Source organism: Actinomadura roseirufa (assembly GCF_900659635.1).
GTDB classification, from domain to species: domain Bacteria; phylum Actinomycetota; class Actinomycetes; order Streptosporangiales; family Streptosporangiaceae; genus Spirillospora; species Spirillospora roseirufa.
The window spans coordinates 1-18,453 of the sequence record NZ_CAACVB010000023.1 but is presented as its reverse complement, the minus strand read 5'-3'; the positions used below and the strand labels follow the sequence as shown (position 1 = coordinate 18,453).

The following is an 18,453-nucleotide window of genomic DNA, read 5'->3' as shown; positions in this document are numbered from 1 at the left end:
CAACATATCCGGTCTTGCGCGGACGGTGCTCGGTCGGCCGAACACCGACCCGAGCGATATACCAGCCGCCGACAGATGGCGCCGCTCACCGTCTGGCTACGCTCCGACACCACCAGTCCGCCGCCCGCCAACACCACCACTGCCCAACCAGGCAACACCACGGCCGCCTCCATCGCCGACTGATGGGTTACTAAGACCCCACTCTGGGACCTATTCCCTCACACGCCTCGGTTTGCGGTAGATGTACGGCGATGTCCATACCGCCGGTGGGGCGGGCGGTGCTGGAGATGTCTCCGTCGTGCGCGGTGACGATCGCCCGGACGATGGACAGGCCGAGGCCGGTCCCTCGGGTGCCATTGCCGGCGCCCCGGACGAACGGCTCGAACAGTCGCCGTTCCTCGTCCGGTGTGACGGGTCGGCCGGTGTTGGTCACCCGCAGGAAGACGCGCCCGTCCGTGGTGCCGGAGCTCACGGTGACGTTTCCGCCGGGGTGGTTGTAGCGCAGCGCGTTGTCCAGGAGGTTGTGGGCCATCCGTTCCAGCAGCACCGGCTCGCCGCTGGACGGTGCCGGGCGCAGGTCGGCTTGCAGGGTGACGGTCCCGCCGGCCGCCCGGTCGGCGGAGGCGGCGATGGCCGCGGCGGCGACCGCGGCCAGGTCCACGGGCGTCCGGCGGAGAGGGCCGGCCTGGCTACGGGCCAGGAGCAGCAGCCCGTCGAGGGTGCGCTGGCTGGTTTCGACGGCGGCGGCGATGTCTCCGGCCATCACCACGAGTTCGGCTCGGTCGGGTTCGCCGTCGAGGGTGACGTCGATGGCGGTGCGCATGGTGGTGAGCGGGGTGCGCAGTTCGTGCGCGGCGTTGGCCACGAAGAGGCGCTGGCTGCTGAGCACCCGGTCGCGTTCGGTGATGCCGTCCTGGATGCGGTCCAGCATGCCGTTGATGGTGGCGGCCAGCGTGGCGAGTTCGTCGGCGGGCTGGCCGACGGGCACCCGTTCGGACAGGTTCTCCGCGGACAGCCGGTTGGCGGTACTGGACATCGCCCGGATCGGCCGCAGTATCCGCCCGGCCACCAGCCAGCCGGTCAGCCCGGCCACCGTGGTCACCGCCAGCAGCGCCAGCGAGGCCCGGGTCAGCAGTTCCGACATCGCCTCGCCGAGCAGCCGATCGTCGGGGTTGTCGACCGGGACGGTCCGTCTGCCGCGGACGAGGCCCGGGGTATGCAGGCCACGCCACAGCAGCAGGTACGTCAGCGCCAGGAGCAGCACCCCGGCGGCCGCCACCAGGCTGGTGTAGGCGAGGGTGAGACGACTGCGGGCGGTCAGCCGCCGGATCACGGGGTGATCCGGTACCCGGCGCCGGTCACGGTTTCGATCAGCGGCGGATCACCGAGCTTGCGGCGCAGGGTGCTGATGGTGATGCGCACCGCGTTGGTGAACGGGTCGGCGTGCTCGTCCCACACCTTGTCGAGCAGCGTCTCCGCGCTGACCACGGCTCCGTCGGCGGTGAGCAGCCGTTGCAGCACCCCGAACTCCTTGGGGGTCAGCCACAGCGCCCGGCCGTCCCTTTCGGCGGTGCGCCGGGACGGATCGAGTTCGACGTCCCGCGCACGCAGCACCGGAGGACGGGCCGGAGTGCTGCGCCGGGCCAGCGCGCCGACCCGGGCGACCAGCTCGGAGAACGCGAACGGCTTGCCCAGGTAGTCGTCGGCGCCCAAGGCCAGCCCGTCCACCCGGTCGGACACGGCACCGGACGCGGTGAGCATCAGCACCCGGGCGGTGCCGCGCTGCGCCAGCCTCCGGCACACGGTATCGCCGTGCACCACCGGAAGGTCCCGGTCCAGGACCACCACGTCGTACGGAATGATGTCGCAGTTGTCCAGCGCTTGCTGACCGTCGTGCGCCACGTCCACGACACAGCCGTGCTTGCGCAGCCCGGCCGCGATATAGGTGGCCAGTGGCTGTTCGTCCTCGACCAGCAGTACCCGCATCCGCCCAGTATCCCCAGCACCGCGTATCGGCCGCGTATGGCCCGGCGATCGCTTGGCGATAGGCGGCCGCCGGTAGACCTGCAACGGTCCGTTTGTCGATCAGGAAGGACCGTGATCATGGACGAGGTTTCCGTACGTGGTGTCGACCGGCGGCGGCTGCTCGGGTGGGGCGGGCTGGCGGCCGCCGCCGGCGTGGCGGCGGCCGGCGCGCAGATGGTCGGCGCCCGTCCCGGCCACACCGAGTCGGCCCCGACCGACCCGATCCCGCCGGACACCCAGCCCGGCGGAGCCTACGACCGGTACGTGGCGAAGCTGGCCGCCGATGGCAAGTTCTCTGGCGTGGTGCTGCTGTCGCACCAGGGCCGGACGGTGCTGTGCCGCAGCTACGGCATGGCCGACAAGAACACGGGGATCCGCAACCACGAGGGCATCGCGTTCAGCCTCGGCTCCGCGGGCAAGCCGTTCGAAGCGGTGGCCATCCTGCAACTGGCCCAGCAGGGCAAGCTGCGGCTGTCGGACACGGTGGGCACCCATCTGAAGGGCTACGCCACGGACATCGCCGAGAAGGTGACCCTCCATCACATGCTCACCGCCACCGGCGGGATGGACGCCCCGGACCTGGACCTGCAACGCGTCTTCAACAGCCGGGAGGACGTCCACGAGTACTACGAGCAGTGGTCCCGGCAGGCGAGGCTGGTGGTCCCCCCCGGCTCGGGCGACCAGGGCCACACCGACGGCGCCGGCGCCGGCATCACCATGCTCGCGCTGATCGTGGAGGCCGTGACCGGCCAGACGTACTGGGACTACGTCCAGGAACACATCTTCGGGCGCTGCGAGATGACCGGCTCGGCGTTCTACACCAGGCCGCAGTGGCTTACCGACAGGCACATCGCGCACCCGTACATGACTCTGGCCGACGGCAGCCAGGTGGACGCCATCCGCAACCTGGACAAGAGCAGCCCGAACCCGCAGATGCTGGGCAAGAACCCGGGCCGCGCCTTCATCGACGCCCCCGGCGACGGCGGCTTCGCCACCGCGCGGGATCTGGCCCGGTTCGGGCACGCGCTGGGCGACGGGACGGTGCTGGAGCGGCCCTGGGCCGATGTGTTCACCGCCGCCAACAGCCCCCACGGACCGGCGTCGTTCGGGACCTATGGGCCGGTGGCCAAGATCGTCGGCGACCAGTGGGTGTGGAGCCGCGGCGGCGGCAACCCCGGTGTCGGCGCCAACTGGAGCATCTACCCCTACACCGACTGGGTCGGCGTCATCCTCAGCAACATCGATGGCGTGCCGCTACAGGAGATGGTCGGACGGGAGATGCAGGCTATCACTGGTGTTTCGCCCGGCGGGGAAGGCGGGGGTGGCGGGGGCGGCGGCTGACACGAAGAGAGAAGAGACCTCCTGACGTTTCGTGAGTGGATTCTCGCCTGGCCTGGCGCGATCGCCCCTTGACCCTTCGCCGAGCATGAGGAAGCCGGCGCTGGGTCCAGGCGAGCTTCCACTCCTGACCGGAGAGTCGGTTCTGCTCAGGAGCCGGAGGGGCGGCGGCGAGCCGGCCGACTTCGATGTCTCGGCGGGCCGGCCGCGGCGATCGAGGGAATCGATTGGATGAGGCTCGTGGTGTATCAGGAGCCGCGGTGGCCCCTGTCAACGCTCCGCGTCCGCGGCCAGCCGTTTCAGCGCGATGACCGCTTCGGCGGCGCGAGCATGCGGAACGAAAATATGATCATGATAGAAACCTGCCACGACGTTACAGCTGAGCCCTATCCGGGTGAGTGCATCCGCAACGGCTGCCGTCAAGCCGATGGCCTCCAGCGCCGAGTGCACGTTCAGCGTGATCCAGCCGGCAACGAACTCATACCCGATCCCGGCACGGTCCGCCTCGTCCCGGCGCAGGACCAAGGTCAGGCCCTCGTCCTCGACCACAGTGACGACAGGACGGACGCCATCGGGAGTGGCGCTCCCCTCGATCGTGGTGAAGACGTACTCGCCTGGATTCAGCCGCGGCCGCATACCGCCGAGCAGCTTGCCAAGATCAGTTTCTCCCGCCATACCGGCCTCCTGGAATTCCGAAGATGTGCCGCGTGCTCTGGCACGCGGGTTCCGAGCGTCCGCCAGCGCCACGGGGCCCCGGCCGATCTGCGCCTCAGCGCCTACCGCTCATTCTCGGCTGAATGGTCCCGGCCCCCGCCTACAGCACCTTGGAGAGGAAGTCCTGGGTACGCGGGTGTTTTGGTCCGGTCAGCACCTCGTGCGGGTCGCCCTCCTCCACGACGATGCCTTCGTCCATGAAGACCAGCGAGTCGCCCACCTCGCGGGCGAAGCCCATCTCGTGGGTCACCACGACCATGGTCATGCCGTCCACCGCGAGCTGCCGCATGACGTCCAGGACGTCGCCGACGAGCTCCGGGTCGAGCGCGCTGGTCGGCTCGTCGAAGAGCATGAGCTTGGGCTGCATGGCGAGCGCTCGCGCGATGGCCACGCGCTGCTGCTGCCCGCCGGAGAGCTGGGACGGGTAGCTGTCCACCTTCTCGGACAGGCCCACCTGGTCAAGGAGCTTCAGCGCCCGCTTGTGTACGACCTGGCGGGACTCGCCCTTGACCCGGATCGGCGCCTCCATGATGTTCTGCACGGCCGTCATGTGCGGGAACAGGTTGAACCGCTGGAACACCATGCCGATCTCCCGGCGCTGCGCGGCCACCTCCTTCTCCCGCATCTCGTGCAGTTTGTCGCCGCGTTGGCGGTAGCCGACGAGGTGGCCGTCCACCCAGAGCCGCCCTGAGTCGATCTTCTCCAGGTGGTTGATGCAGCGCAGGAACGTCGACTTCCCGGAGCCGGACGGCCCGATCACGCACATCACCTGACCGGACCTGACCTCCAGGTCGATGCCGCGCAGGATGTGGAGCCGGCCGAAGAGCTTGTGGATGCCCTCGGCCTTGACCATCACGTCGCCGGTAGGTGCCTTGCCGGTCATGCGGACCCCTCCCGTACGGCCGGGGGCCGGGCATGGAACGTCGTCAGGTTCCGCCGCAGGCGTTGCAGCGGGGTCGGGGGCAGCTCACGTGAGGAACCCCGGCCGTAGCGACGCTCCAGGTAATACTGCCCGGCCGAGAGGATCGAGGTCACGGTGATGTACCAGACGCTGACCACGATCAGCAGCGGGATCGTCTTGTAGTTGGCGTTGAAGATGTCCTCGCCGGCCTTGAGCAGCTCGGTGAAGGCCACCGTGGAGGCGAGTGAGGTCGTCTTCAGCATCGAGATCGTCTCGTTGCCGGTGGGCGGGATGATCACTCGCATCGCCTGCGGGAGCACGATCCGCCGCATGAACTGCAGGCGGCGCATGCCCAGCGCCTGGGACGCCTCCGTCTGGCCCTCGTCCACCGACAGCATGCCCGCCCGGACGATCTCCGACATGTACGCCGCCTCGTTCAGGCCGAGGCCCAGGATCGCCGCGACGAACGTGGTGACCAGGCTGTTGACGTCCCAGGTGATGAACACCGGGCCGAACGGGATGCCAAGCGAGATGTCGCCCATCAGCGACTTGATGTTGAACCAGAAGATGAGCTGGACCAGGACCGGCGTGCCGCGGAAGAACCAGATGTACAGCCAGGCCGCCGACGCCAGCATCGGGTTCGCGGACAGGCGCATCAGCGCCAGGACGATGCCGCCCACGATGCCGATCGCCATCGCGATGACCGTCAGTTCCAGGGTGGCGACGAGGCCCTTGAGGATGCCGCCGTCGAAGAAGAACTGCCGGAACGTCGACCAGTCCAGCTGCTTGTTGGTGAACAGCATGTGGACGAACATCGCGGTCAGCACGAGGATGACCGCGCCGCTCACCCACCGGCCGGGGTGCCGGACCGGGACGGCCTTGATGCTCTCAGGCCGCGCCAATCCGATGGTGTCGTCGATCTGTGTCACGTCAACCTCAGCCCCCCGCGCCGTTGACCTTCGGGTCGGTGAGGCCGCCCGCCGAGATGCCCCACTTCTCGGTCAGCTGCTTGTACGTGCCGTCCGAGATCAGGTCCTTCACGGCCTTCAGGATCCCGTCCCGCAGGTCGTTCTCGTTCTTGGGGACCGCGATGCCGTACGGCGCGGTGCCGTAGGCGTTACCGGAGATCACGAACTTGCCGCCGGACTCCTTGGCCGCGTACGCGGCGACCGGCGAGTCGGCCAGGACCGCGTCGGCGCGGCCGTTGCCCAGTGCCAGGTTGGCGGCGTTCTCCTCGTTGAGGGAGATCTTGACCGGGGCGGGTCGGCCGCCCCGCTTGCACTTGTCGAGCCGGGCGCCGCCGTCGGGCTTGGCCGCCGACTTGGGCGTGAGCTCGTCCTCCTGCGTGGTGCCCTTCTGCACGGCGACCTTCTTGCCGCACAGCGACAGGTCGTCCGGCGAGAGCTTCTGCGGGTTGCCCGCCTTCACCATCAGGCCGGTGCCCGCGGAGAAGTAGGTGACGAGGTCGAAGCTCTGCTCCCGCTGCTTGGTGTCGGTGAAGGAGGACATTCCGATGTCGTACTTCTTGCTCTGCAGCGCGGGCAGGATGTTGTCGAACGTGACGTCTTGGAACTTCGCCTTCACGCCGAGCTTCTTGGCGATCGAGGTGCCGAGGTCGACGTCGAAGCCGACGATCTGGCCGTTCTGCTTGAACTCGTTCGGGGCGTACGACGCGTCCGTCGCGATCACGAGCTTGCCGTTCTTCTTGACGATGTCGAGGGCGGTCTTTTTCCCGGGGCTTATCGTCTTGGCGTCGCACGCGGACAGCGCGAGGGCGCCGGCGACGACGGCGACACCTATCGCAAGCCTTGGGCAGCGCAGAGGGCTGGTGTGCACGGAGTCCTTCTCCACAGGTCTGGGGTTCATGCGCGGGGGGCGAGAAGTCTGGGAAGCGCCACTTCGGCCGCGGCGAGGTCTTGGATGCCGAGTCCGATCAGCTTCGCGATGGTGATCTGGGCGGCGTTGTGACGACCCGGTTTCATGCCAAGAAGGAGTTCTCCCAGTTCGCCGCTTATGCCGGCCCCGGTGAGGACTCCCTCCTCGATCGCGCGGCGTAGGTCTCCAGCGAACTTAGGCGTCTCGCTGAGACTGTCCACGACGGTGATGTCGGCGAGCTCGAAGCAGGCCGGATCGAGCTCCTGCTTGGTCTCGTCGTCCGCACCGACGGCTGTGACGTGCTGACCCGGGCTCAGCCAGGAACCGCGTACGATCGGCTGCCTGCTTGCCGTGGCGGTGATGACCACGTCGGCGCGCCGTACGGCTTCCTCCGCGTCGCTGAGAACCGACACTGTGAGCTCGGCATCTCTGGTCGCGAGCGTTTCCGCGAGGGCACGTGCGGCGTCGTCTCGCCGTCCCCAGACCAGGACCGTTTCGATGGGCCGGACGGCGCAGAGGGCCAGGACCTGAAGGTATGCCTGGATCCCCGTTCCGAGTACGGCGACGGTGGTCGCGTCCTCCCGTGCCAGAACCCGCGCGGCCACGGCGCCGGCCGCTGCCGTACGGATGTTGGTGAGGTGGCCCTCATCCTGAAGGATGGCGAGCAGGTCGCCGGTGGTGGCGTCGTGAACTGCGATGAATCCGCTGCCGGCAGGCTTGCCGCCGACCGCTCTGGCCGTGAACCACGAGGCGACCTTGATGGTGAAGAAGGTCCGGCCTGGCATCCACGCCGACTTGACGTGCACGTCACCCTGGGCACCGGCAGGCGCGAACATCGAGATCGGGGCTTCACCGAGGCCCCGGCTGTAGTCGGCGAAGACCTGGGCGACCGGCTCGATCAGGTCGGTGAGATCGACGGCCCGCCGGATCGTATCCGGGCCGAAAACCTGGACCTTCCGATCAGTTCGGTTCTCGGGGGTGCCGGCGGCGTGGCTCATTGAGGCTCCAGTGGTGGAAGGACGTGTAGGGAACCGGTCCCCACTACGGCGATGTCTCCGCCGACCGTGACCCGGACTACGGCGTCGGGCGTTCCGTACGCGGTCACCGTGATCGTGCTGGGCCGCCCGACGAAACGGCCCTGCGACAGGTGGACCCTTTCCCCTCCGGCGGCGAGTCCCTGACGCAGAAGGTACGCGGCAACGCACCCGGCGGCGCTCCCGGTCGCGATGTCCTCCAGCAGCCCGTCGTTGTTCCAATGCCTGCCCTCGATCCCGGCGGGATCGAGGACGTAGGCGAACTGCGCGCCGAACCCGGCCAGGAACGCATCGAAATCCGGCCGCGTGATCCTGGCGCGAGCCAGCGCGTCCTGCCCGCTCACCGGAACGATGAGATATTTCAGGCCGGTGGAGATAACCTCCGGGAGCAAGGCCGGGTCGAGATCACCCTCGGCGAGCCCGAGGGCCGCGGCGATGGCGGGACGATCCGAGGGCGAGGCCCGGTGGATCAGTTCCGGCCGTCCCTGGTCCAGCAAGGCCGACACATGCCCAGCGGCGTCGCCGCGCGTTGTGACCTGCACGGTTCTGGCCGCCAGGACGAAGGTCCACTCGCGTTCCTCCTCCGGAGGAACACCGCTGCGGCGATGGAGCACGGCCGCGGCGCCCAGCACCGGGTGGCCGGCGAAATCCAGTTCCTCGTGCAGATCGAACACCCGTGCCTCGACGGTGCCCCTGACGGCCGCGGACGTCAGGAAGATCGTCTCGAAGTGGCGAAGCTCTTTGGTGATCTTGGACATCTGCGCCGTCGACAGGTGCGGAGGGTCGACGAAGACCGTGAGGCTGTTGCCGGCGTAGGCGACATCGGTGAAGACATCGACGTGGTGGTAGCGGGCCGCGACTTCCAAGACGGCCTCGGCCTGATGCGTCGGTGCGGACATGGAGGTCAGCGTAGGCATGGCGCCGACCTTTGCCTATGGCAATATGCCGATGGACTCCATAAGCTTCTCCAATGACCTTTGACCTGGAGATGTCGGACCTCCGGACGTTCACGGCGACCGTCCGGTCGGGGAGCATCACCCGTGGCGCGCTCGCGCTCGGTCTCAGCCAGCCCACCGTGAGCCAGCGGATCCAGCGCCTGGAGAAGGCAGTGGGCGAGCGCATCCTCATCCGGGACCCGCGGGGAACAAGAGTCACCCCGGCCGGAGAAACCCTGCTCGTCTACGCCGAGCGGATTCTGTCCCTGCATGACGAGGCTCATATCGCGATGGACGGGCGCGGCAGGACATCGACCGGCAGGCTGACGCTGGGGCTGCTCGAAGATCTCGCGATCACCGCGCTTCCCCCAGCGCTCGCGGACTACGCCACGGTGTACCCACAGACCGAGCTGGAGGTCGTCATCGGCACTGCGGCCGCGCTCCGCAAACTCGCCAACCGGGGCCGCCTCGACCTAGTGTTCGGCGACCCGTCGGTCATGCCGGACGCCTCCGTGCGCTGGCGACGCCAGGTCCCGCTGGAATGGACATGCGCGCCGTCACTCGATCCGCTGCCCGATCCACTGCCGCTTGTGCTCTTCTCCCACCCCTGCAGATGGCGGCAACCGGTCCTCGACGCGATCAGCGGACACGGCCTACGGTGGCGGATCGTGTTCCAAAGCACGAGCGTGCACGCCGTTCAAGCGGCGGTCGCCGCGGGTCTGGGCGTCGGCGCCCTGCTGGCAGGGAACATCCCGGCGACCGCCATGCGCCCTCGCGCCCGGCACGGCATGCCGCCAGCGCCGATGGTGGACATCGCCATCGCCCGACGGGCGGGAACCGACGCGAACCCCGCTCTAGACCACCTGGAACGGCTGCTGAAGCGGATTGTCACGACACCTCAATAAAATCAAACAGCCGATCTGCCTATCACTCGCAGTTGACGAGCCGCATCAGTGAGCCCTTTTCAGCGAAGGCTTCGGGTGTGCTGATCACAGCACGGCCGCGGACGCTGCGGCGTCCCCGAATGTCAAGAAGCCCCCGGTAGGACGGTTGATCTCGCACGACCCTCCGCACCCGACAGAGGCTTCACATGCTGCTGTACCGTGCTTCGATACCGTTGTCGCAGCTGATCGCTTCATGATCTGAATGCTCGGGTCAAGGCGTTGTTGATATTGCTGAATCGCCCTGTTATGGCCGCATTGAGTGCTCTTGTGTCTCTCTGGCGCCGGAGGCGCCGCGAGAACGTCGACCACGCCAAGGCCATCTCCAGGGCAAAGATCGAACGGCTGCTGTCGCGCCGGACACCATGGCCGTTCCGGGTTCGGGCCGGTGTGCCGCGGAGGGACCAGCCGGAACGCTTTGGGCCGTGGGAGACGGTCTAGAAGCGGCATAGTCGCTGGTCGCCCGAAGGGATCCGCTCGGGGCGGCGGTGGTGCCCGACCGTACGCCGTGAAACCCCGCCTGGGGCCGTGTCACCTTTGCCTGGGCGGCGGCGGGTGGAGCGCGACGACCTGCGCGTCCGCTGGGTCTGGCCGCCGGACGAGCGCACGCTGGTCGGCGGCGAGCTGGACCAGGCGGGCGGAGGTGTCGGCGAACAGCAGCAGCTGACGGGCGGCGGACGGGCTGAACGGTTCGGTGCCCGGCCGTCCGAGGACGGCGAGTAATCCGCGCGTGGCCTCTCCGGTGTCCAGCGGCAGGATCAGAATCGGGCCGGCCGGCAGGGCGCTCAGTGTCTGGTCGGCCACGATGCGCGCGGACAGGGCCCGGCGGGAGCTGAAGGCCCGGCCGAGCATCGAGCGGCCGCGCCGCACCGTCAGCCCGCGGACGCGGTCGCTGCCGATCCCGACCGCGATGTCGATCCGCAGGGTGACGGCGTCTTCGGCGGGCAGGGCGATGAACGTCAGCGGAACGCCCGCGATGGCGCGGGCCTGCTCGGCCACGCGGATCAGCAGGTCGGGGAGGGGGATTCCGCCGAGGACCGCTGCCATCAGGTCGAACGACGCGGCCACGCGCGGGCTGTTGTCCGCGCCGCGGGGCATGCTCGGCGGCGCCAAGCCGGTCGCGGACGGATCGTTGCCGTTCATGTCGTCATCACGCTCTCCTCGTCCGGCTGGAGGCCGACCCCCGCCTCCGCCTTGGGCGCCGGCCCGCGCTCCGGTCCGGCAATGTGCCCGGTGTTCGCGAGCGTGCCTCGCGCCCGCACCCTGTGGTCAGGCCGTGGCCGATCGCGCGTCCGGCTCGGCGGACCACGCGCCGGCGCCGGACGGACGGACGGCAAAAGTGCGGAACGATCGGCAGGTCCGCGCCTCCGGTCGCGTACCTGTGGTGACGTACACTCGCGGGTGCCAGGGACCTTCCGAGCGCGGGCCGCCTTGCCGACGACGGTCCCCGGCGACACGCGAACCCGGTTCGGTACGGACCGAGAATGGGATCTTTCAAGGCCCGCGACACCACACGGCTCGCCTCTCCACCCGCCACGACCACGGCGTCCGAACCCAGTGCACAGCCCGCGCCGCGCCCGTGTCCGGCCTCCCGGCCATGCGGATCGCGGGCCATGAACGGCGGCCTGTGGCCGCGCTCCCGCGACACCGCCGCCGAACTCGCCGGACTGCTGACCGCACCGTCCCGCCGCGCTCACCCGCGGCCGCGCTGCCCCGACGTTGCTTCTCGTCATCCCGCCCGGAACGCCGTGAGGTCGGGGGAGGATGTCCTGACCAGATGCACGGCTGCGATGTCCCCACCTACGTCCCTGAGGCGTCCAGCACCTGCCCCACTTCCCGCTGTCGGCGATCTCGCCTGTGATCGGTGGCGAGTCGCGCCGAACCCCGCACTGGCCTCCCCCGCACCGTCACTCGTCCCGGTCGGACCCTGCTGACCGGTCCTCGGGCCGGCAAAGGTTGCTCGGCCCACCACCTTCCTGACGGACGATCTGCGCCGAAGTGTTCGAGGTGAACCGAAGGGAATGAGCTTGATGTTCGAGTCAGGGGGTGAGGATGTCCGGGCAAATGGACGATCGACCGGGCACGATTCATGACCGTCTCGTGGAGGCGGCTGACCGAAGGGAGTAGAGCACGCCCGGCGGGCCGCGGAGCGTTGCCGAACTGGGCTTGCCGGATCGAGCGCGGCGTCGGCAGGGATGCGACGGGACGCCAGGGGGACGACGAGGGACGCGCGAGCGTGTCCCCGAGCATCCCGTCCCGTCCCGTCGCGTCCCGCACGGGGCCGTGTACGAAGGATCAGCCACGGCCGCCAGGCCCCGCTCTTGCCGTTGGCTTGCCCCTCGCCGGACCTTCGGCAGTCCGGGGGACGCGGTGTTTGCGTTCGAGTGCGCTCGAAGTCCTAGCGTGGCGGGCATGACATCTCAACCAGGGATTCAGCGGACATGGATCATCACCGGCGCGTCGGCGGGCTTCGGCCGCGCCATCGCCGAATGCGCGGTCGGACGAGGCGACAATGTGGTGCTGGCGGTGCGGCGGCCCGGGTCGGTGGCCGACCTCGCCGACGCTCACCCCGACCGGGTGCTGATCGTCGAGTTCGACGTGCGTGACACCGGGCGCGCCGGGGAGGTCGTGGGGTCGGCGGTCGATCGGTTCGGACGAGTGGACGTGCTGGTGAACAACGCCGGCCAGGGGGTGGTCGGGGCGGCCGAGGAGGTCGGTGAGCAGGAGCTTCGGGCGTCGTTGGAACTGCATCTGCTGGGTCCGGCGGCGCTGGTGCGGGCGGTCCTGCCGGTCCTGCGTGAGCAGGGGTCGGGCACGATCGTGCAGATGAGCAGCCAGGGCGGGCGTATGTCCTTTCCCGGTGTCGGCGCGTACTCGGCCGGTAAGTTCGCGCTGGAGGGCTGGTCGGAGGCGCTGGCCGGTGAGGTCGCGCCGTTCGGGGTGCGGGTGATGATCGTGGAGCCGAGCCGGTTCCGTACCTCCTTCAACGCCCCCGGTGTGCTGGGGGTCGCCGAGGCCAGTGCCGCCTACACCGGGCTGCTCGGGGCGGTCCGCGACGACATGGCGGGCGCCGACGGGCTTCAGGAGGGCGATCCGGTGCGGGCCGCCCAGATCATCGTGGACCTGGTCGCCGAGGACCGGGTGCCGCTGCGTCTTCCGCTGGGACGTGAGGCGGTCGAGCGCCTCGGGCGGTCCTACCGGCACAACCTGGAGGAGCTCGAACGCTGGGCGTCCGTCGCGCGGGCCGCCGACTTCCCCGGCGCCCCCGCCTCCGCGCGGCCGGTCTAGGCTGTGGTCATGGCCACCGGTGATCTGATGTCCAGGGCGCTGGCCGCCCTGGAGGAGATCGACGGCCCGGTGCCGGTCGAGGTGATCCACGGCCTGGTCGACGCCGAGGCCGTCACCGGTCCGATGACGATCGCGCAGGTCGCCGATCTGCTGGATATGTCGCCGCACACGCTGCGCTATTACGAGCGGATCGGGCTGGTGGAGGTGGCCCGGGACGCCGGCGGTCACCGCAGCTACGACGCCGCGGCGGTGCGGAGGCTGGTGTTCGTGGCCCGCATGCGGTTGTCGGGGATGGCCATGCGCGATCTTCAGCACTATCTGCGGCTGGCCGATGAGGGGGACGACACCGTCCCCGAGCGTCTTGATCTGCTGCTCGAGCACCGTGACACGATCCGCCGGCAGCTCAGGGAGCTGACCTTGTCGCTGGCGGCGACCGAATACAAGATCGCCACCTACGGCGGCCACACCGGCCCCTCATCGGCGGGGGAGACCTGACCCTTTCGGCACCCAACCACGCCGAAAGGGTCCACCGAGCCCGGCCGACGCGTTCACCTTCGTCTTCATCACTTGTGCGAAGACATCGGCGGCGACGCGGCCCGTGCCCTCTGAGCAGGAGACTCCGGGAACTCTAAGCCTGGGGCCACAGACCCCACGCCCGGGACCATGAGGATGTGGTGGCGGTCCGGCTATGGAGCGCTGATGGTGAGGGGACTGGAGTAGCCGAGCACTTGTCGTCACGATATGTAGTCACCCCGCTACATAGTGACTGGAAGTGACTCGGAAGAGGTGTCATGCGAAACATGCACTGCCCCAGGCTGCGCACTCGCACGACGAGGATGCGTCGATCGGCCACTCTGACGCTGGTACCGGCCGTCGCGATGCTGGGCGGGCTGGGGGCCGTCTCGTCCGCTTCGGCGGCCCCCTCGTCTCGTCCCGGACCCCAGCGGGTACTCGCCGGCCTCCAGATCAGGCCGCAAGGATTCCCCAACCTGTGCCTCGAAGTCGCCGACGCCAACACCGGCAACGGCGCCCTGGTCACCCTGTGGCCGTGCACGGGCAACAGCAACCAGCGGTGGAGCTTCGGCGGAGGAAGGTTCCTGAGCGACCTCCCCGGCAACAAATGTCTGGACATCCGAGGCGGAAACACCGGAGACGGGGCCGCCATCAACACCTACGACTGCCACCCTGGGAACCCGCAGCAGTGGCGCGAGTCCGGAAACAGGATCATCAACGCGCTCAACGGCAAGTGCCTCAGCGTTCTGGCCAACAACTTCGCCGGCGGAGCCGCCGTCGTGACCTACGGCTGCAACAACGGCGACGGTCAAAAGTGGGAACGCAGCTGACCGGACGACACCCTCGACACGACCTCACCCCACGACGCAGGCCCCTAGAGCCCGGCGGCAGCCGACGACCGTCCTCGATCATCATCACCGCAGACACCTACACGAGCGTCCCGCCCGACCCTCCGCCGAAATCGCCGCCGCGAACATCCTCACCGTCATGACCCGCTACATCTAGACGTCGCCGCGCCCGAAGGCCGCGCGGTAGTCCCTCGGGCGGCGGCCCGTGTGCCTGGCGAAGAGGGCCGCGAAGGTTCCGGAATCGCTGTAGCCGACGGCGGCGGAGATGGAGGCGACGGTCCGGTCCGTGGTCTCGAGGAGATGGCGGGCGCGGCGGACGCGGGACACCTGGAGGTACTCCAGCGGGCTGTGCCCGGTCTCGTCGGCGAAGCGCCGCAGCAATGTCCGGGTGCTGACGTTGAACGTCTCCGCTAGGGCGGCGAGGTCGTAGCGGGCGGCGAGGTTCTGGTCGAGCCTTCGCATGACCCTGCGGGAGAACTCGTGTCCGGGCCGCGGTAGGAGCCGGGCGTCGACGTACGGGGTCTGGGACGATCGCGCGTCGTCGAGGAGCGCCACCCGCGCGGTCGCCCGTGCCACGCCGGCGCCGCTGTGCCGCCGGATCAGCTCGAGCGCGAAGTCGTACATGGCGCTGAAGGCCGCGGTCGTCGTCACCCCTTTGTCGGTGACGACGAGGCGTTCGGGGCGGACATCGGCGTCCGGAAAGCGCCGGGCCAGTTCGTCCGCGAGGAGCCAGGCCGTCGTGGCCTGACGGTGGTCGAGCAGCCCGGCCTCGGCGACCAGGAACGCGCCGACGCAGATCGAGACGACGGCCTTGCCCGTGGCGGCGTGGCCGCGGATCGCCGCGACTTCAGGGCCGAGGGAGGTGAGCGTCGCGTCCACGTCGAGGCCCGGCACGAGCTCGAAACCCGGGACGACGAGGACGTCCACCTCGCGCAACGGCGAAACGGCCAGCGCCGCGCCACCCGCGGCGATGACGCGACGACGAGGCGAAACGATCGACACCTCGTACCCGGAGTGGTCCGGGCCGGAAACGTGCGCGGCCATCGTCAGGAGATCCGGGACGCCGAACACCTCGGACGCGAAGCAACCCGGATAGGCCAGGACACCGACCCGCAGCGCACTCATATGGCGAGATTAGCGTGGAACATGGCGATCTGGCCTCTCACCGTGGGCGGGCGGACCGGTCCACCCTGTCCCCATGACGATCACGGATTTCTCCCCCCGGCGCGTGGACGTGGACGGGGTGGTGAAGACGGTGTACGCCGCCGGTTCCGGTCCGGCCGTCGTGGTGATGCCGGAGATGCCCGGCATCAGCCCTGACGTCCTCAGGCTGGCGCGGTGGGTGCGGGACGCGGGCTTCACCGTCCTCGTCCCCTCGCTCTTCGGGATCGACGGCGCCTATCCCACGGCCGAAGCCGGCGAGAACGTCACCCGGAGGGCGTGCGTCAGTGCCGAGTTCCGGGCGTTCGCCGGGGGCGGCACCAGCCCGGTGACGGCGTGGCTGCGCGGGCTCGCGCGCCAGGCCCACGCCGAATGCGGTGGGCCCGGAGTCGGCGCGATCGGGCTGTGCTTCACCGGCAACTTCGCCCTCACCATGGCGCTTGAGCCCGCCGTCATCGCGCCGGTGGTGAACCACCCGTCCCTGCCGCTGGACGACCCCGCCGGACTCGAGATCAGCGACGCGGACGCGCGGGCCGTCCGAGACCGCATCGCACGCGACGGGCTGACGGTTCTCGCCTACCGCTTCGACAACGATCGCTGGTGCACCGGCCGGCGCTTCGCCGCCTATCGAGCACTCCTCGGCGACGCCTTCGATGGCCGAGTCCTCCCAGGCGGGTCGGCCAACACCGACCCGCCCCCATTCTTCCGCGACGTGGTCGGAACCCCTCACAGCGTGGTCACCGCCCACCTCGTCGACGAAGAGGGACATCCCACACTGAAGGCCAGGGACGAAATCCTCGCTTTCCTCACCCACCGCCTGAACCCACTCGCCTCCAGCAACTGACAACACCGACCCGGGCGTGTTGTTGGGCGTCGATCGGAGCCCTTGGATTCCCCACCGCCGCCGATAGAATCGCTCAAACCGCAGCCGCAGTTGTCGTCTGCTCTAGTTAGGTGATTGCGGGCCAGCTCACCGGATCGCTGTTGGGCGGCGGTGGCAAAGTACTATGTCCTCGGCCGTGCCTGGAGACCGTGCTCAGCCATTGATACCGAGAAGGTGATCAATTTCTGGCGATGGGGCCGACGAGCATTGAACGGTCGAGCGCGTCCGGCGTGAGCGGGACCCCAGTGACCTTCGCCGCCAGGGCGAAACCCCTGGTCACGGCGGTTTTGTAGTTGTTCTCCCGGACGGCGTCCCATGTGGCATCGTCATGCGGCCTGTCCAGCCCCATCCCCAGATCCAGCATGAAGCCGTTGAGCCGGTCGGGATCGGATCCGTAGCGCTCGTGCGGATGTCGCAACCGGTAGCCGGTGACGATCGTGCCGTCGATGGCGTACTCGAAGCTGTGCTCAGCGGCGTAGTCATGCCTGGTCACTGCCACCACCTCACAGCCATGCGACAGTCTGGTCAGCAGATGGTGGTCGGTGACCCACCAGCCATCGGGCTCAATGGCCACACACCACACGCCGGCCTGGAAGGCGCCGATATAGCCGCCGCCCTCTCCACCTCGGGTCGCGTTGACGAACTCGAAGACCCGCTCGTTGAGTCCACTGAAATCCGACTCCTGACTGGAGTCCTCGCCGCGGTTGAAGCGGCGTAACACCCCGTCCGCGTCGATCCCGTGGAAGAACGCCACGCTGAAGATCACTCCAAGTGGCCCGCCTCCCTCGGTCTCGGACATGCTGAGCCACTGGAACGGGGCCAAGAGGTCGCTTGTGGTCATGGGAGCATGGTGGCAGGTTGGGCCGATAGTCAGCCGGAAACGACCGCCGCGGTGGTCATGTCGGCGACAAGTCGCTAACGCGGCGGGGGTCTCGCTGCGGTCGTAGGGCGGGGACACCCGCTCGGCCGACGCATCGACCAGGCGCATCAGGCTGGGTCGTGCACGGGAGTGTTGGCGATGATCCAGGAGCTGGAATACGGTGTGCGCACTCGCGCACGTGTGCGCCGATGGCATCGCCGGAGAGCGCACCCGCCTGCCCGGCCCGCACATGAACGGCTCCCAAGCCGCCGCGATGGCCTCGGCATCGACACCCGGTTCAACGTCAGGGCGGCGTCGGCGGACTTCGTGAAGAGGCGCCGACAACCGCCCTCCATGTCGGCCGCTCACCTTCGCTGGCCGCGACTTGAAGATCACCATCGTGTCACACCGGGCGATCGTCACTGCGCTCCCGCGAAAGCCCAGACCGATGTTCTAGCCCCTGATGAGGTGACGCGTGCGATCTCCTCCGCGGGCGCCGGGTCTCCCTGACGCCTTGTGCCAGCTCCTGTCGCGCTGTCTGCGACATACGAGCGAACAACGAGCGAACACAGTTCGGTGCGGCGTCGACCGCCGACGCTCAGACAAAATCTATGGCCGGCGACATGGGGTTCATGTCGGTGGGAACCATGACCACTGCACATGGCACCCGCTACTCGGTGATGTCTATCGCGTCGTGGCGAGGGACTAGAGAGCTTCAATAGCTGGGGTTACTGCTTTGCAGGTGGGTGTGGGCGAGGAGGCTGTTGAGCAGTGCGGGCCGATGCTGGATGCGTTTCAGGCGGGTCTTGATCAGCTGCATGAGCTGGTCGATGGTGTGTTTGGTGAGGTTGGCCAGGGACCGTTTCAGGTGTGACCACACGCCCTCGACGGGGTTGAGTTCAGGAGCGTGGGGCGGCAGGTAGAAGACGATGAGCCAGTCCCGGGCGGCCAGGTAGCGGCGCATTCGGACCGAGCGGTGGGTGTTGAGGTTGTCCCACACGACGACGATCGGCCCGCCGAGTTGCTGGTGAGCGGCATCCAGTAATCGGATGTAGTCGCCCTCGTCGAACCCCTTCCGCTGGTGTTTTCGGCCGTAGTAGGCGTGTGCGCGATAGATCAGCCGGGGATGCTCGTCGGG

18 protein-coding genes are annotated in these 18,453 nt (G+C 68.7%); 6 read left to right on the top strand and 12 right to left on the bottom strand.

All coding sequences use genetic code 11. The features are described from left to right. Positions 1-190: 190 nt before the first annotated feature. Both E1291_RS07710 and E1291_RS07705 read right to left on the bottom strand, forming a co-directional pair. Positions 191-1,333, bottom strand: coding sequence for a sensor histidine kinase (locus E1291_RS07710; protein ID WP_207400614.1), 1,143 nt, complete (start codon positions 1,331-1,333; stop codon positions 191-193). Then, positions 1,330-1,986, bottom strand: coding sequence for a response regulator transcription factor (locus E1291_RS07705; protein ID WP_131737040.1), 657 nt, complete (start codon positions 1,984-1,986; stop codon positions 1,330-1,332). Before E1291_RS07705 ends, E1291_RS07710 begins: the two co-directional genes overlap by 4 nt. A gap of 117 nt (positions 1,987-2,103) precedes the next feature. Between E1291_RS07705 and E1291_RS07700 the strand changes: the two genes are divergently transcribed. Then, positions 2,104-3,366, top strand: coding sequence for a serine hydrolase domain-containing protein (locus tag E1291_RS07700; protein ID WP_131737039.1), 1,263 nt, complete (start codon positions 2,104-2,106; stop codon positions 3,364-3,366). 267 nt (positions 3,367-3,633) lie between these two features. On the opposite strand, the gene E1291_RS07695 is transcribed toward E1291_RS07700, so the two are convergent. The 6 genes from E1291_RS07695 to E1291_RS07670 all read right to left on the bottom strand — a co-directional run bounded on the left by E1291_RS07695 (position 3,634) and on the right by E1291_RS07670 (position 8,786). Beyond that, on the bottom strand, positions 3,634-4,038 hold the full coding sequence (locus tag E1291_RS07695; RefSeq protein WP_131737038.1) for an ACT domain-containing protein: 405 nt from the start codon (positions 4,036-4,038) through the stop codon (positions 3,634-3,636). Positions 4,039-4,177: 139 nt separating this feature from the next. Next, positions 4,178-4,960, bottom strand: coding sequence for an amino acid ABC transporter ATP-binding protein (locus E1291_RS07690; RefSeq protein ID WP_278045240.1), 783 nt, complete (start codon positions 4,958-4,960; stop codon positions 4,178-4,180). Then, positions 4,957-5,907 carry an amino acid ABC transporter permease gene (locus E1291_RS07685; RefSeq protein WP_207400613.1) on the bottom strand — a complete coding sequence of 317 codons (951 nt, stop codon included), beginning with the start codon at positions 5,905-5,907 and terminating at the stop codon, positions 4,957-4,959. The genes E1291_RS07690 and E1291_RS07685 overlap by 4 nt, the downstream gene beginning before the upstream one ends. Positions 5,908-5,914: 7 nt before the next feature. Then, positions 5,915-6,814 (bottom strand): ABC transporter substrate-binding protein, encoded by a 900-nt coding sequence (locus E1291_RS07680; RefSeq protein ID WP_242614007.1) that lies wholly within the window; start codon positions 6,812-6,814, stop codon positions 5,915-5,917. A 26-nt stretch (positions 6,815-6,840) separates the two neighbouring features. Then, positions 6,841-7,851, bottom strand: coding sequence for an ornithine cyclodeaminase family protein (locus E1291_RS07675; RefSeq protein WP_131737036.1), 1,011 nt, complete (start codon positions 7,849-7,851; stop codon positions 6,841-6,843). After that, positions 7,848-8,786: a PhzF family phenazine biosynthesis protein gene (locus E1291_RS07670; RefSeq protein ID WP_131737035.1), complete on the bottom strand. Its 939-nt coding sequence runs from the start codon at positions 8,784-8,786 to the stop codon at positions 7,848-7,850. The genes E1291_RS07675 and E1291_RS07670 overlap by 4 nt, the downstream gene beginning before the upstream one ends. A 71-nt stretch (positions 8,787-8,857) precedes the next feature. Between E1291_RS07670 and E1291_RS07665 the strand changes: the two genes are divergently transcribed. Next, positions 8,858-9,727, top strand: coding sequence for a LysR family transcriptional regulator (locus tag E1291_RS07665; protein ID WP_131737034.1), 870 nt, complete (start codon positions 8,858-8,860; stop codon positions 9,725-9,727). A gap of 567 nt (positions 9,728-10,294) precedes the next feature. Here E1291_RS07665 and E1291_RS07660 read toward each other — a convergent pair. Then, positions 10,295-10,906, bottom strand: coding sequence for a GAF domain-containing protein (locus tag E1291_RS07660; RefSeq protein WP_131737033.1), 612 nt, complete (start codon positions 10,904-10,906; stop codon positions 10,295-10,297). Between the two features lie 1,269 nt (positions 10,907-12,175). On the opposite strand from E1291_RS07660, the gene E1291_RS07655 reads away from it, so the two are divergent. The 3 genes from E1291_RS07655 to E1291_RS07645 all read left to right on the top strand — a co-directional run bounded on the left by E1291_RS07655 (position 12,176) and on the right by E1291_RS07645 (position 14,394). After that, on the top strand, positions 12,176-13,051 hold the full coding sequence (locus E1291_RS07655; RefSeq protein WP_131737032.1) for an SDR family NAD(P)-dependent oxidoreductase: 876 nt from the start codon (positions 12,176-12,178) through the stop codon (positions 13,049-13,051). A 9-nt stretch (positions 13,052-13,060) separates the two neighbouring features. Beyond that, on the top strand, positions 13,061-13,546 hold the full coding sequence (locus E1291_RS07650; RefSeq protein WP_131737031.1) for a MerR family transcriptional regulator: 486 nt from the start codon (positions 13,061-13,063) through the stop codon (positions 13,544-13,546). Positions 13,547-13,887: 341 nt separating this feature from the next. Then, positions 13,888-14,394 carry an RICIN domain-containing protein gene (locus tag E1291_RS07645; protein WP_165495000.1) on the top strand — a complete coding sequence of 169 codons (507 nt, stop codon included), beginning with the start codon at positions 13,888-13,890 and terminating at the stop codon, positions 14,392-14,394. 171 nt (positions 14,395-14,565) lie between these two features. Here the strand turns inward: E1291_RS07645 and E1291_RS07640 are convergent, their stop codons facing one another. Further along, positions 14,566-15,537 (bottom strand): GlxA family transcriptional regulator, encoded by a 972-nt coding sequence (locus E1291_RS07640; protein ID WP_131737029.1) that lies wholly within the window; start codon positions 15,535-15,537, stop codon positions 14,566-14,568. Positions 15,538-15,610: 73 nt separating this feature from the next. On the opposite strand from E1291_RS07640, the gene E1291_RS07635 reads away from it, so the two are divergent. Then, positions 15,611-16,417 (top strand): dienelactone hydrolase family protein, encoded by an 807-nt coding sequence (locus E1291_RS07635; RefSeq protein WP_131737028.1) that lies wholly within the window; start codon positions 15,611-15,613, stop codon positions 16,415-16,417. 217 nt (positions 16,418-16,634) lie between these two features. On the opposite strand, the gene E1291_RS07630 is transcribed toward E1291_RS07635, so the two are convergent. Together E1291_RS07630 and E1291_RS07625 are read right to left on the bottom strand one after the other, a co-directional pair. Beyond that, entirely contained in the window at positions 16,635-17,297 is a 663-nt protein-coding gene (locus E1291_RS07630; RefSeq protein WP_131737027.1) for a DUF6461 domain-containing protein, read from the bottom strand. 733 nt (positions 17,298-18,030) lie between these two features. Further along, on the bottom strand, positions 18,031-18,453 hold a 423-nt coding region (locus tag E1291_RS07625; RefSeq protein ID WP_207400612.1), incomplete at its 5' end, for a transposase.